At 62.0% G+C, this 14,241-nt stretch carries 13 protein-coding genes; 9 read left to right on the top strand and 4 right to left on the bottom strand.

Going from position 1 to position 14,241, the window contains the following annotated elements:
* The first annotated feature begins 34 nt into the window (after positions 1-34).
* From Tal182_RS12780 to Tal182_RS12755, 6 genes are all read left to right on the top strand, one after another.
* Entirely contained in the window at positions 35-988 is a 954-nt protein-coding gene (locus Tal182_RS12780; protein WP_085859648.1) for a sugar ABC transporter substrate-binding protein, read from the top strand.
* 126 nt (positions 989-1,114) lie between these two features.
* Positions 1,115-2,236 (top strand): ABC transporter permease, encoded by a 1,122-nt coding sequence (locus Tal182_RS12775; protein ID WP_085859647.1) that lies wholly within the window; start codon positions 1,115-1,117, stop codon positions 2,234-2,236.
* Positions 2,236-3,024, top strand: coding sequence for an ATP-binding cassette domain-containing protein (locus Tal182_RS12770; protein WP_085859646.1), 789 nt, complete (start codon positions 2,236-2,238; stop codon positions 3,022-3,024). Before Tal182_RS12775 ends, Tal182_RS12770 begins: the two co-directional genes overlap by 1 nt.
* An 87-nt stretch (positions 3,025-3,111) precedes the next feature.
* Positions 3,112-3,906, top strand: coding sequence for a TIM barrel protein (locus Tal182_RS12765; protein ID WP_085859645.1), 795 nt, complete (start codon positions 3,112-3,114; stop codon positions 3,904-3,906).
* A gap of 28 nt (positions 3,907-3,934) precedes the next feature.
* Positions 3,935-4,954 carry a Gfo/Idh/MocA family oxidoreductase gene (locus Tal182_RS12760; protein ID WP_085859644.1) on the top strand — a complete coding sequence of 340 codons (1,020 nt, stop codon included), beginning with the start codon at positions 3,935-3,937 and terminating at the stop codon, positions 4,952-4,954.
* 54 nt (positions 4,955-5,008) lie between these two features.
* Positions 5,009-5,302, top strand: a complete 294-nt coding sequence (locus Tal182_RS12755; RefSeq protein ID WP_085859643.1) for a MurR/RpiR family transcriptional regulator — start codon at positions 5,009-5,011, stop codon at positions 5,300-5,302.
* A 21-nt stretch (positions 5,303-5,323) separates the two neighbouring features.
* Here the strand turns inward: Tal182_RS12755 and Tal182_RS12750 are convergent, their stop codons facing one another.
* Positions 5,324-7,636, bottom strand: a complete 2,313-nt coding sequence (locus Tal182_RS12750; protein ID WP_085859642.1) for an NADP-dependent malic enzyme — start codon at positions 7,634-7,636, stop codon at positions 5,324-5,326.
* 239 nt (positions 7,637-7,875) lie between these two features.
* Between Tal182_RS12750 and Tal182_RS12745 the strand changes: the two genes are divergently transcribed.
* Positions 7,876-9,315 carry an FAD-binding oxidoreductase gene (locus tag Tal182_RS12745; protein ID WP_064811700.1) on the top strand — a complete coding sequence of 480 codons (1,440 nt, stop codon included), beginning with the start codon at positions 7,876-7,878 and terminating at the stop codon, positions 9,313-9,315.
* A gap of 167 nt (positions 9,316-9,482) precedes the next feature.
* On the opposite strand, the gene Tal182_RS12740 is transcribed toward Tal182_RS12745, so the two are convergent.
* Positions 9,483-10,232 (bottom strand): phosphoglycerate mutase family protein, encoded by a 750-nt coding sequence (locus Tal182_RS12740; protein ID WP_085859641.1) that lies wholly within the window; start codon positions 10,230-10,232, stop codon positions 9,483-9,485.
* A 185-nt stretch (positions 10,233-10,417) separates the two neighbouring features.
* On the bottom strand, positions 10,418-10,750 hold the full coding sequence (locus tag Tal182_RS12735; protein WP_064811699.1) for a hypothetical protein: 333 nt from the start codon (positions 10,748-10,750) through the stop codon (positions 10,418-10,420).
* A 246-nt stretch (positions 10,751-10,996) separates the two neighbouring features.
* Between Tal182_RS12735 and Tal182_RS12730 the strand changes: the two genes are divergently transcribed.
* Both Tal182_RS12730 and Tal182_RS12725 read left to right on the top strand, forming a co-directional pair.
* Positions 10,997-11,839 (top strand): UDP-2,3-diacylglucosamine diphosphatase, encoded by an 843-nt coding sequence (locus tag Tal182_RS12730; protein WP_064802994.1) that lies wholly within the window; start codon positions 10,997-10,999, stop codon positions 11,837-11,839.
* Positions 11,840-12,003: 164 nt separating this feature from the next.
* Positions 12,004-13,221, top strand: a complete 1,218-nt coding sequence (locus tag Tal182_RS12725) for an MFS transporter (RefSeq protein ID WP_085859640.1) — start codon at positions 12,004-12,006, stop codon at positions 13,219-13,221.
* Here the strand turns inward: Tal182_RS12725 and dgcA are convergent.
* On the bottom strand, positions 13,173-14,156 hold the full coding sequence (gene dgcA / locus Tal182_RS12720; protein WP_085859639.1) for an N-acetyl-D-Glu racemase DgcA: 984 nt from the start codon (positions 14,154-14,156) through the stop codon (positions 13,173-13,175). The genes Tal182_RS12725 and dgcA overlap by 49 nt on opposite strands.
* Positions 14,157-14,241 lie beyond the last annotated feature (85 nt).

Genomic DNA, 14,241 nt, shown 5'->3' with positions numbered 1-14,241 from the left:
GCACGTTGGAGTGGGCGGTGTGGAGGAGGACAACATGAAGTCTATTTTGAAAAGGCTTGCCTATAGCGTCGTTGTGGTCGGGATCGCGGCCTCGTGGTCCGTCGGCGCGAACGCACAGGAACAGCCGAGCATTATCGCCGTTACGCACGGCCAGGCTTCCGATCCGTTCTGGTCGATCGTCAAGAACGGCATGATGCAGGCGGGCAAGGACAGCAATGTGAAGGTGGACTACCGCGCGCCGGAGACCTTCGACATGGTGGCGATGGCGCAGCTCATCGAGGCTGCGGTGAACCAGAACCCGGCCGGCATCATTGTCTCCAATCCTGATCCGGATGCGCTTGGCCCGGCAATCGAGAAAGCGGTCGCCGCCGGCATTCCCGTCATCTCGATGAACTCCGGCATCTCCGCCGCCGAAAAGCTCGGCATCAAGCTGCATGTTGGCCAGGACGAGCTGCCAGCGGGCATCAAAGTCGGAGCAAAGCTGAAATCGCTCGGGCTCAAGCATGTCCTCTGCGTCAACCAGGAGGTTGGCAATGCGGCGCTCGACCAGCGTTGCGCCGGCACTGAGAAGGGATTCGAAGGCGGTAAGGTAACCGTTCTGCCGACCACCGCCGATCCTGCCGAGATCGAATCCAAGATTCAGGCGGCACTCACCTCCGATCCCTCGGTCGATGTCGTGCTCGGCCTTTCCGCTCCGCTCGTCGGCGAGCGTGCCGTCGCCGTCGTCGACAAGATGGGCGCTGCCGATAAGGTGAAAGTTGCTTCCTATGACCTCTCGGCCGGCTTCCTCAAGGCGGTCGCCGACGGCAAGGCCTTGTTCGCGGTGGATCAGCAGCCCTACCTGCAAGGGTACCTGCCGGTGACATTCCTCGCGCTCAACGCCCGCTATGGCACGATCCCGGCAGGGAACGTCGCCTCCGGTCCGAGCTTCGTCGAGAAGGACACAGCCGCGCAGGTCATCGAGAAATCCTCCCAGGGTATCCGCTAAGCGGAACCCACGGCAGCCCCTATGACCCGGGGCTGCCATCATCACTGCAGGCCGGTACACGCGTGACGACACTGTCCGCCCGACGACCGGTCCGTACGGACAACGATAATCTCAGAGGAAACAACCATGACGCTGGCGAACGAGCAGAACGGGACTGCGACCCGATCCGATGAGCGCCTGAAAAAGGTTTCGACCGTGACCGCGCTGCTGCGGCGGCCCGAACTTGGCGCGGTCGCCGGTCTGGTACTTGTAACCATTTTCTTCTTCTTCACCGCCAACCCGGCGATGTTCACGCTGGCAGGGGTGATCAATTTCATGGCTCCGGCCGCCCAGCTTGGAATCCTTGCCATTGGCGCGGCCTTACTGATGATCGGAGGGGAATTCGACCTTTCGATCGGATCGATGGTGGCTTTTGCCGGCCTCGTCTTCGGCACCGCCCTTGTCGTGCTGCACCTTCCTTTGAGCGTCGCAATCCTTATCGCATTGGGTTTTGCCGTGGTGATCGGCGTGACCAACGCCCAGATTACGATGCGTACCGGACTTCCGTCGTTCATCGTCACGCTTGCCTTTCTCTTCATTCTTCGCGGCTTGACCCTTGTCGGTCTGAAGTGGGCGAGCGGCGGCGCCACCCAGTTGCGCGGAATGAAGGAGGCCGCGGCGGGCAGTCCGCTCGCGCCGATCTTCTCGGGCGATGCCTTCACCGGGCTTTTCACCTGGCTCGGCAGCCGCGGCATCATAGAGACCTTCCCGAACGGGCTTCCGAAAGTGGCGGGCATACCGGTCGAGATCCTGTGGTTCATTGCAATCGCGCTCGTTGCGACCTGGGTGCTTCTAAGAACACGTTTCGGCAATTGGATTTTCGCCGCCGGCGGCGATCCGCGGGCCGCCCGGAAGTCGGGCGTTCCGGTGGCCCGCGTGAAAACCACGCTTTTTATCATAACGGCGCTCTGCGCGACGCTGGTTGCTATCCTCACCGTGCTGGATGCCGGCTCCACCGATGCTCGCCGCGGCTTTCAGAAGGAGTTCGAGGCGATCATCGCTGCGGTCATCGGCGGATGCCTGCTGACCGGCGGTTACGGCTCGGCGATCGGCGCCTTCTTCGGTTCCATTGTTTTCGGCATGGTTTTGATCGGCCTGACCTACACCTCGATCGACCAGGATTGGTATCTCGTGTTCCTCGGTGGAATGCTGCTGATTGCGGTCATCTTCAACAACGTCATTCGTAAACGCGTCACGGGAGAACGCTGATGAGCACGTCTCAGACGCCACTCGTCGAGGTCAGAAACCTCGTCAAACATTTCGGATCGGTCATCGCCCTCAACGGCGTCTCCATGAGCGTGAACGCAAACGAAGTGCTTTGTCTGCTCGGCGATAATGGCGCCGGCAAGTCCACCCTCATCAATACGCTGGCCGGCGTGCATAAGCCAACCTCCGGTGATTTTCTGATTGAAGGCCAGCCCCGGCTGTTTTCCGGTCCGCGAGAAGCTCTCGATGCCGGAATTGCGACCGTCTATCAGGACCTTGCGATGATCCCCTTGATGTCGGTGACGCGAAATTTCTTCATGGGACGGGAGCCGTTGAAGGGATTTGGTCCGTTCAAGAGAATGGATATGGAGCTGGCCGACAACGTAACGCGCGATGAGATGCATCGGATCGGTATCGACGTGCGTGACCCCCAGCAGGCGGTCGGCACGCTCTCCGGCGGCGAACGCCAGTGTGTGGCGATCGCACGTGCGGTCTATTTCGGCGCCAAGGTTCTGATCCTCGACGAGCCAACTTCCGCACTCGGCGTCGCACAGACATCGATGGTTCTCAAATATGTCAGCCAGGTACGCAGCAGGGGGCTCGGTGTGATCTTCATCACCCACAACGTCCGCCATGCATATGCGGTCGGTGATCGCTTCACCGTGCTCAATCGGGGCAAGACGCTCGGCACCTATGCGAAAAGCGAGATCGGCATCGAAGCGCTGCAGAATTTGATGGCCGGCGGCAAAGAACTGCAGTCGCTGTCGGAGGAACTCGGCGGAACCATCTGAGCGCCCCCTCCGGACGCACTTCATTCGGTGCGGCGCCCCGGTGCCGCGCCACCAAAACTCATACCCGAAACACAGGGAAACATCTGCATGACGACTGCCAGGAACTCTTCCTTCCCGCTAGCAGCCTGCGCTGAAATGCTGTGGCGCGACAAACCGATCGAGTGGCGCGCGTCGCGCCTCAAGGAAATGGGCTTCGGTGTCGGTCTCTGGAACTGGCCGGAGCACGACCTGAACAAGCTCAAGGCGACCGGTGCGACCTTCACGATCATGAATGGATATCTGACCGGTCGGTTGACAGACGACGACGGCGCTGACGAACTTCTGAGGACGGCGCGAGAAACGGCGCAGGTCGGAAAGCGGCTCGGCGTTCAACGGCTCAATCTGCATGGCACGGGGCTCGGAGATCGAGGACTGCCGGTTCAGCCGGTCGAAGTCGTTACGGGGGCAATGTGGCTGAAGGCACGCGATACGCTCTGTCGCATCGTCGACATGGCCGAAGAAGAGGGCGTCACGTTTACGCTCGAAAACCTCAATCTGCCGGTGGACCATCCCGGCGTGCCGTTCGGCCGCGCCGAGGACACGCTAGCGCTGGTTTCGAGCGTCGATCATCCCCGGCTGCGGCTTAACCTCGACCTCTACCATGCTCAGATCGGCGAAGGAAACTTGATCGAGCTTTGCCGAAAATGCCTGCCCTGGATCGGCGAGATTCAGGTCGCCGACGTACCAGGCCGATGCGAACCGGGAACGGGCGAGGTGAACTGGAACGGCATCGCCAAGGCACTGAGCGCCATGGGTTATTCCGGCCCGGTGGGCATGGAGGCCTGGGCCGCCGACGATGCGGACGCCGCGCTCGAAGCCTTCCGCGCTGTATTCACTCTCTGATCAATCACAATCACACTGGACCCATTAGATGCCCAAGACCAATGCCATCAATGTCGGCCTCATCGGTGCCGGCCGCATCGGCTCCTTTCATGGCGAAACCATTGCCCGCCGCCTGGTCGATGCAGAGCTCGTTGCCATCGCAGACCCTGCGCCGGGCGCTGCCAGCAGGCTGGCAGAGACGCTCGACGTCGACACAGCCTACAGCGATGTCGCCGAGCTTTTGTCGCATCCCGGTCTCGATGCGGTGATCATCGCGACACCGGCACGATTCCACACGAATGTTTTGGTGCAGGCTGCCGAAGCAGGCAAGGCTATCTTCTGTGAAAAACCAATGGCATTGACGCTCGAGGATGCTGATCGCGCGATCGCCGCGGCACGCGCCGCCGAGGTTCCGCTTCAGGTAGGCTTCAATCGGCGCTGGGATCAGTCCTTCGCGGAAGGACGCGCCGCGATCGATGCCGGCAAGGTCGGCGCGCCGCAGCTTGTCCGCTCGCTCACGCGCGATCCCGGTCCCTTCGGCACCGATCCCGACCGCATCCCGCCATGGACCATCTTTTACGAAACGCTCATCCACGACTTCGACACCTTGCTCTGGCTCAATCCGGGGGCAAAACCAGTCGAGGTTTTTGCCGTCGCGGACGCGCTCATTCGCCCGGACGCCAAGGAGAAAGGCTTCCTCGATACGGCCGTCGTGACCATTCGTTTCGACAACGGCTCCATCGCGGTTGCCGAAGCCAATTTCTCGGCGCTTTATGGCTACGATATCCGTGGTGAGGTGTTTGGCTCCGCCGGCATGGTGACGATGGGCGACGTCAGGCGTTCCAGCATGACCCTGTTCGATCAAAGCGGTGTATCCAGCGATACCTGGCGGCGCGATACCGACCATTTCATCCATGGCTATACGGCGCAGCTCGCCTCGTTCGTACAATCCGTTCGCAACGGCAAACTAACCCAAGGACCGACCGGAAGCGATGCGCGCAACGCGCTGGCGATTGCGCTCGCCAGTATCGAGTCGGCTTCCCGGAAACAGCCGGTCACCATCGCCTGAGCACGTCGATGCGCCGCTTCCGCGGCGCATCTCATTCCCAAGCGGAGCACGTCAATGGATCTGAACAGCACGCTGAAGAGGCCAAGCGACATCGGTGAACTGAAGAGCATGATCGTCGCCGCCGGTCTGCGGCTTCCTGAGCAGCAGGAGCGGGTCGCACGGATCGCTCTCGCCCGGCCCGTAATGATCGCCTTCGGAACCATGAGCTCCGTCGCCGTCGAGTGTCACGTTTCTCCCTCGACGGTTGCGCGTGTCGCCACCTCCCTCGGCTTCGACAGCTTTAAGGAGTTCCAGGCGTGCTTCCGCCAGCACTTGCGGAACATCTCGGCGAGTGCTGGTTATCCGTAATCTCTTGGTCGCAAAGCAGGCTTATGCCGGCTGCGATGCCTCGACGACGGCGAGTGCGGCCATGTTGACGACGCCGCGAGAGGTGACCGAGGGTGCGAGGATGTGGGCCGGCATGGCGGCGCCGAGCAGGATCGGGCCGACATGCAGGCCGTCGGTCATCGACTTCACAACGCCGAGCGTGATGTTGGCGGCATCGAGGTTCGGAAAGACGAGGAGGTTCGCCTCGTCATGCAGCGTGGTGTGCGGCATGACGCGCTTGCGTAGCGCTTCGGTGATGGCGCTTTCGCCGTGCATTTCGCCATCGACTTCGAGATCGGGCGCAGCGTCGCGTACAAGCTGTAGCGCGTTGCGCATCTTTGTCGCGCTTTCGGACTCGCGCGAGCCGAAGTTGGAATGCGAGACGAGGGCAGCGCGCGGCGTGATGCCGAAGCGGCGGATTTCCTCGGCCGCCATGACAGTCGCCTCGGCGATCTCTTCGGCGCTCGGATTGAAAGTGACGTAGGTGTCGGTGAAGAAGGTGGCGCCACGCTGCGAGATCATCAGGCTCAGCGCCGAGAAATCGCGGACATCCTTGCGTTTGCCGATGATCTGACGCACGTCGCGCAGGTGCTTTTCATAACGGCCTTCGAGGCCGCAGATCAGCGCATCGGCCTCGCCGCGCCTCAGCGCCAGCGCGCCGATGACGGTCGTATTGGTGCGCACGATGGTGCGGGCGGCTTCCGGGATGACGCCGCGGCGGCCGACGAGCGAGAAATAGAGATCGACATATTCGCGGAAACGCGGATCGTCTTCCGGATTGATGACCTCGAAATCCTGCAACGGCCGGATGCGCAGCCCGTAGCGTTTGAGGCGCGTCTCGATGACCTGCGGGCGGCCGATCAGGATCGGTTTGGCCAAGCCTTCCTCGAGCAGCACCTGGGCGGCGCGCAACACGCGCTCATCTTCACCTTCGGAGAAGATGACGCGCTTGCGCTCGGCGGTCTTTGCCGCCGTGAAGATCGGCTTCATGACGAAGCCGGAACGGAAGACGAAACGGTTCAGCTGATCGAGATAGGCGTCGAAATCCTGGATCGGGCGGCGCGCGACGCCGCTCCGTTCGGCGGCCTTGGCGACGGCAGGGGCGATGCGCAGGATGAGGCGCGGATCGAAGGGGGAAGGGATCAGATAGTCGGGGCCGAAGACCGGGGTCTCGCCGGAATAGGCGCGGGCAGCGACGTCGGAGGGTTCTTCGCGGGCAAGCGCTGCGATAGCGCGCACGGCCGCCATCTTCATTTCCTCATTAATCGTCTCGGCGCCGCAATCGAGCGCGCCGCGGAAGATGTAGGGGAAGCAGAGGACGTTGTTGACCTGGTTGGCAAAATCCGAGCGGCCGGTGCAGATCATTGCATCCGGGCGGGCGGCGCGGGCGAGATCCGGCATGATCTCCGGCGTCGGATTGGCAAGCGCCATGATCAGCGGCTTGTCCGCCATCTGCGCCAGCAGCTCCGGTTTCAGGACGCCGGCGGCCGAGAGACCGAGGAAGACATCGGCGCCGCCGATATTTTCGGCGAGCGTGCGCGTGTCGCTCTTCTGGGCATAGACGGACTTCCACTCGTCCATCAGCTCGGTGCGGCCTTCATAGACGAGGCCCTCGATATCGTGGACCCAGATGTTTTCGCGTTTAGCGCCGAGCGTCACCAGCAGATTGAGGCAGGCAAGGGCGGCAGCACCCGCGCCGGAGGCGACGATCTTGACGTTGTCGATGGCCTTGCCGGCGAGTTCCAGACCGTTCAGGATCGCGGCGGCGACGATGATCGCCGTGCCGTGCTGGTCGTCGTGGAAGACGGGGATTTTCATCTTCTCGCGCAGGCGCCGCTCGACCTCGAAACATTCCGGCGCCTTGATGTCCTCGAGGTTGATGCCGCCGAAGGTCGGCTCCAGCGAGGAAACGGTCGAGACCATCTGATCGACGCTTGCGGCGTCGATCTCGATGTCGAAGACGTCGATGCCGGCGAATTTCTTGAAGAGCACGGCCTTGCCCTCCATGACCGGCTTCGAAGCCAGCGGCCCGATATTGCCGAGACCGAGCACGGCGGTGCCGTTGGAAATGACGGCGACGAGATTGGCGCGCGAGGTATATTCGGCCGCCATCTCCGGATTGTCGCGGATGGCAAGGCAGGGGGCGGCAACACCAGGCGAATAGGCGAGCGCCAGGTCGCGCTGATTGCCGAGCGGCTTGGTCGCCTGGATCTCCAGCTTGCCGGGGCGGGGATAGCGATGGAAGAAGAGCGCCTGCTCGTCGAGATCGCCGCCCGGCAGGTTCTTGTCCGTCTTGGATTTATCCTGGTGATCCATTGCCGCCTCCGTGCACGTCTTTTTCTGGAGTTCCCTCCATACATCAATCAGATACGGGCGACAGTATGGAAATGAGGGATGGTAGAAGTTTTCGTCGAGAGCGAGTGCCGTGTACTGCGGGTAGGCCTGACGTACCGTCATCGCCGGTACTAATCCTTTTGGAAAACTTGTTTGACGCCCTCTGCGAGCGCAAGATGCCGGCCGCGACGGTGCGGGGCGCCGGTCGCATGGAGGAAATCATGGACAATTTGAACCTCACGACCCTGCAACGGGGTCAGACGATGGTCAATGACGTGGCCATGGATGCGTTTGCCGCAGGTTTTCGCGGCAGTCTCCTGACCAGCAAAGACATGAATTACGGCGAGGCGCGGGCGATCTGGAATGCGATGATCGATCGCCGGCCGGGTCTGATTGCGCGCTGCGCAGGGGCGGCTGATGTGGTGCGCGCGGTGCGCTTTGCACGTGACAACAATCTGCTCGTTTCGGTGCGCGGCGGCGGGCACGGCATTGCCGGCAATGCGGTCTGCGAAGGTGGTGTCGTTATCGACCTATCGCCGATGAAGTCCGTGCGGGTCGATCCCGAGATACGCCGCGCCAGGATCGAGCCCGGCGCCACGCTCGGCGATGTCGACAAGGAAACGCTGGCCTTCGGACTGGTGCTGCCAACCGGTATCAATTCCACGACCGGCATAGCCGGCCTGACGCTCGGCGGCGGTTTCGGCTGGCTCACCCGGAAATTCGGTCTGACGCTCGACAATCTGATTTCCGTCGATGTGGTGACGGCCGATGGCGAACTGGTGAAGGCGAGCGAGACGGAGCGGCCGGACCTGTTTTGGGCGCTGCGCGGCGGCGGCGGCAATTTCGGTGTCGTGACCTCATTCGAATTCCAGCTCAACCCACTCCATCCCGAAGTTTTCGCAGGACTGGTGGTGCATCCCTTCGCCGATGCGGAAAAAGTTCTCAGGGAGTATCGGGAGGCGCTGGAAACAGCACCCGACGAGCTGACCTGCTGGGTGGTGATGCGCCAGGCGCCGCCGCTGCCGTTCCTTCCGGCTGAGTGGCATGGAAAGGAGATCGTGGTGCTCGCCATGTGCTATTGCGGGGACATGGCAGCGGGCGAAAAGGCGGCGGCTGGATTGCGCGGGATCGGAAAGCCGATCGCCGACATCGTCGGCCCAATGCCGTTCATCGGCTGGCAGCAGGCATTCGACCCGCTTCTAACGCCAGGCGCCCGTAACTATTGGAAGAGCCAGGATTTCGCCTCCCTTTCCGACGCGGCGATCGAAGTTCTCATCGATGCGGTGCGGAAGCTGCCGGGGCCGGAATGCGAAATATTCATCGGCCATGTTGGCGGCGCCGCCGGTCGCGTGCCGACCGAAGCCACGGCATTTCCACAGCGCAGTTCGCATTTCGTCATGAATGTCCATGCACGCTGGCGGGAAACCGAGATGGACGGAAACTGCGTTGGCTGGGCGCGCGAACTTTTCGAGGCAACCAAGCCGCATGCTGTGGGTACTGCCTACATCAACTTCATGCCGGAGGACGAGACCGACCGGGTCGAAATGGCTTACGGGGCCAATTATGCGCGCCTTTCGGAAATCAAGCTGCGCTACGATCCCAACAACCTGTTCCGGATGAATCAGAACGTGAAGCCGATGGCGGCGGTGCGAGCTGCGTGAAGAGCGTAGAAAACCCCGCCCCAACCCCTCCCCACAAAGGGGGAGGGGTTAGCATGCCGCACCGTCCTTCTTTAACTCACCGTTTCATCCGCGGAGAGGCCGGGGTTTATCACCGTTGATGCCGCTCGTTAGTCCCTCCCCCTTGTGGGGAGGGGTTGGGGAGGGGTCTATCCGCCGCGCTTCGGCGTCATCGTCACATCGGCGCCGTATGCATCGCGCAGTCTGTCCTCCTGTCCCGGCTGCCGGTCGGCGGCTTGGTGCAGCAGTGTGGTGTCGTAGCCTTGCAGACGCGTTCCCTCGATCAGCGTGACGTCGGAATTCCCAGGATTGTCGGAGCGCTCGAACCAATCGACGGAGTGCTGCAGGAAATTCATTTCGACCGCCCGGTTGGTGACGCCATGGCCGACGATCGCGACATTTTGGTTGCCGCTTTCGGCCTCGCGCATGACGGTCTGGAGGAAGAGACGCACCCGCTGCGCCACATCTGCCCGGCTTTCGCCGTCCGGCGGCCGCGCATAGAACTTGCCGCTATTATTGCGCAGCCTCGCCCATTTTTCGAATTCTTCGGGGAATTTCTGTTTCTGCTCGGTATGGTCGTATATTTCGGTGAAGAGGCCGAAATCCTGCTCGCGCAGGAGATAATCTTCCCTGACATCGCCGACGAAGTTTTCCGGCAGCGCTTCGAGCAGCGCATCCTTGCTCTGGCGCGTGCGCAGAAACGGCGAATACCAGATATGCAGCTTCTGAAATCCCTGGCTCGGCAACCCGCTCAGGTACGAGGCGATGACAGCGCCTGCCTCCGCCGCCTGGCGATAGCCCCATTCCGTCAGCGGCACGTTATGATCGCCGAACTGGCGGTAGGCCTGCTCGTTGATATTGCCGAGGGATTCGCCATGGCGAACGAGAAAGAGACGCATCGGCCATCCCGCTTTTTCGGATATGAAATCGTCGTCATCATGAACGCGCTCGATCGGCAGGGCAACATCGCCGGCCGAAAGAGGGGCGAGCGTCCCGTGGCCGCTTTCCCCCCAATCCGCTTGGCCCGTCGAACTTGTTCACGTCGGTTTCAAAATCGACGAGCGAGAGGGCGTCTTCCGGGCTATCAGCGGCCCTGGAAGATCTTGATGAGCTTTGGCGTAAACCGGTGAGCCTTGATGTCGAGCAGATCCTGATACGTGGCGCGACCGGAGGTCGCGGCCGTCAGATATCGCTGGCAGGCGACCCTCGGAGCGTCCTTGTCGGAGGCGTTTGTCACGATCCCTGCGGTGCGACGCGCATTTGCATCGAAATCCTTTGCGCACACTTTGACGAACTCATTTCTCGCTCTCGCGCTGCCCTGCAGCAGCGTGACTGTCGCATCATAGTCCTGCTGCGTCGGTGCGCAGCCTGCAAGCAGTGCAATAGAAATCATTATTGTCGCGGTGTGGGCGCGCATCATCAATCCCCCAGGTTACGCCTTGATCGGCAGCTGCTGTTAATTTGATTCTCGGTATACGGGAAAGATCCGGAACATCGCGGCGAGAAATTATGATGATCGGATTTCCGATGTCGGTATTGCGAGCTTCGCCACCGACGAGATCGGCGTTTACCATCCGGACGGAATGGGTGGGGTCTGAAGGGCTTTTCCCCAGCTTGTCATCTTCCTGAAACACGAGTCTGGTTTTGGAAGGCTAGATGAAAGATGGGGCATGAGCGGCAGCTCGTGATAGACATGATGGAACCCAGACATTTCCGCACGCTCTTCATTTCCGATGTCCATCTCGGCTCGAAGGCCGCGAAGGCTGATTTCCTGCTGGATTTCCTGCGCTACCACGAGGCGGACACGATCGTGCTCGTCGGCGACATCGTCGACGGCTGGCGCCTGAAGCGCAGCTGGTATTGGCCGCAGGTCTGCAACGACGTCGTTCAGAAGCTGCTGCGCAAGGCGCGCAAGGGCACGCGCGTCGTCTACGTCCCGGGCAATCACGACGAATTTCTGCGCGACTTCCCGGGCATGCATTTCGGCGGCATCGAGGTCGTCGAGCGTATGATGCATGACGGCGCGGACGGCAAGAAATACCTGATCCTGCACGGCGACGAGTTCGACGTCGTCGTCCGCAACGCCCGCCTGCTCGCCTATCTCGGCGACTGGGCCTATGATACGGCGATTCGGATCAATATCCTGCTCGCGGCCGTACGCCGCCGCCTCGGTATGCCCTATTGGTCGTTCTCCGCCTGGGCGAAGCTGCAGGTCAAGCATGCGGTCAATTTCATCGGCGAGTTCGAGCGCGTCGTGGCCGAAGAGGCCCGCAAGAGCGGCGCCGACGGCGTGATCTGCGGCCACATCCACCACGCCATCATCCAGGACATGGACGGCATTCGCTACATCAACACGGGTGACTGGGTGGAAAGCTGCACGGCGGTTGCCGAACATGCCGACGGCACCTTCGAACTGATCACCTGGCGGGCGCTTGCCACCGCCGTACCGGCGCTTACCGCCGTCGAGCGTCCCGAAGAGGCGGAACTCGCCCCGCAGGCGGCTTGATTTTGGCGCCGTCGCAGTCGCGGCGGCTCTCCAGCAATTTAGCCGTTACCGCGAGGTGACAGGCCCAATTTATTTCTTAAAACGTTTCCGGACGGCTATTTCTCGCAATAGTCGCTTTCCGGGTGGTGTGTTAGGACAACGTCCAGTTTCCTTCAGGTCCACCCATGATTCCCGCTCAACATTCCTCGGGTGAGGGAGCGCCGCAGCGCTTCCGGCTGCTCAGCGCGCTGTCCTATTGCGCGCCGCTGCTCGTCAACGGCGTCGTGCTGCCGTTCTTCCCCGTTTGGCTGGAAACCCACAGTTTCAGCGACCATGAAATCGGCATCATCCTTGCCATACCAATGGTGGTTCGTGTTCTGGTGGCGCCTGTCGTCGCCATGATCGCCGACCGCCTGAAGGAGCGCGCCGACGTGTTGCTGTGGTCGGGCGGCCTGTCGCTGCTGACCGCAATCGCACTTTATTGGACGACGAGCTTCTGGCCGGTGACGATCGTCTTCGCGCTGCAGGGCGCCACCTTCGCGCCTTATCTGCCGGTCGTCGAATCGATCGTCATTTCGGGTGTGCGCCGCTGGGGGCTCGACTATGGATCGATGCGGGTGTGGGGGTCGATCGCCTTCATCATCTCGACGCTCCTCGGCGGTCAGCTGATCGGCCGGTGGGGCGGCGGCATGGTGCTCGTTGTGATGGTGTTCGGCTTCACGATGACCGTGGTGATGGCGATCTTCTGTCCGCGGATCGGACCGACGCGGCGGCGCGGCCAGCCGATCGATCTTCCGGCCGCCACCGGGCGCGGTCTGAGCGAGCCGCATTTGCTGCTGCTTCTGATCGGCGTCGCCATCCAGCAGTCGAGCCATGCGGTGCTTAATGCTTTTTCCTCGATCTATTGGCATCAGCTCGGCTTTTCCGGCACGCAAGTCGGCCTGCTCTGGAGCGCCGGCGTTGCCTCGGAGGTGACGGTATTCTTTCTGTCGAAGCGTCTCAATCGGCGCTTCAGCGCTTGGACGCTTATCCGCTTCGGCTGCGCCGTCAGCGTCTGCCGCTGGATCCTGTTTCCCATGAACGCCGGTTTTGCCGGCTTCTTCCTGCTGCAATGTTTCCACGGCTTCACCTATGCCTTCGTGCACACCGGCGTGCAGCGGCGGATCATGGCGACGGTGCAGGAAACGCAGGAGGCCTCGGCGCAGGGCGCCTATTTCTTTTATGTCGGCATGGCGATGGGGTTGATGACCATCGCTTCGGGCTATCTTTACGCCTGGCTCGGCCTCGTCAGCTATTACGTCATGGCGCTCGTCGCGCTTTCCGGCCTCGGACTCGTCATCTCAGCCTATTATCTTCAGCCCCAGAGGGCGCTTTCCGGTGGAAAGACCAGGGAAGCGGCGTAGCGCAGGCCGGGCTCGCGGTCGCGGGCAAGCAGCAGCGGTCCGTCGAGATCGACGAAATCGGCATTCTGCGCAAGCAGCACGGCCGGCGCCATGGCCAGCGAGGTGCCGACCATGCAGCCGATCATGATCGAAAAACCGAGTCTCCCGGCTTCGGCCTTCATCGCCAAGGCCTCGGTCAGGCCGCCTGTTTTGTCGAGCTTGATGTTGATCGCATCGTAACGGTCGGCAAGGCTTGCGAGGTCTCCGGTGTGATGCACACTCTCGTCGGCGCAGACCAGCAGCGGGCGGCGGATTTCGGCAAGCAGCGCATCGCGGCCCGCCGGCAGCGGTTGCTCGACGAGGGCAACGCCCGCCTCTGCGGCGATCTGCAGATGACGTTCCAGCACCGCCTCCGGCCAGCCCTCATTGGCGTCGAGAATGATGGCGGCGTCGGGTGCGGCCGCGCGGACGGCGCGGATGCGGCTTTCATCGTCGCCGGTTCCGACCTTCACCTTGAGCAGAGTGCGACCGGCATGTTCGCGTGCGTGCGCGGCCATCACTTCCGGCTCACCGAGCGAGATGGTGTAGGCTGTCGTGAGCGGTTTGAGGGCGGTGAGGCCGAGGCGGGCAGCGACCGTTTGGCCCGTCCGTTTTGCTTCGAGATCCCAGAGAGCGCAATCAACGGCGTTGCGTGCCGCACCCGGCGGCATCGCCGACAAGAGATCGTCGCGCGAAATGCCGGATTCGACCAGCGGGCGCGCTGCCTCGATCTGTGCGAAGACGCTCTCCATGGTCTCGCCGTAGCGGCGGTAGGGCACACATTCGCCGTGCCCTTGCGCGCCTTCTTCTGTGACTGTGCAGGTAATGACCTCGGCCTCGGTCTTTGCGCCGCGCGAGATGGTGAAGGTCCCGGCAATCGGAAAGGAATTCATCTGGATATCGAGGGTGCGCGGCATTATTGCTATCCTGCGAGCATGGAAATTGGACGTTGCTTCTGTATATTGACGCGCCGGCGGCGACGATCCGCTTCGCGAGTCGGCA

The organism is Rhizobium sp. TAL182, from assembly GCF_002117725.1.
Classification (GTDB): Bacteria; Pseudomonadota; Alphaproteobacteria; order Rhizobiales; family Rhizobiaceae; genus Rhizobium; species Rhizobium esperanzae.
The sequence above is the reverse complement of the archived record's forward strand: the minus strand, read 5'-3'. Positions and strand labels throughout refer to the sequence as shown.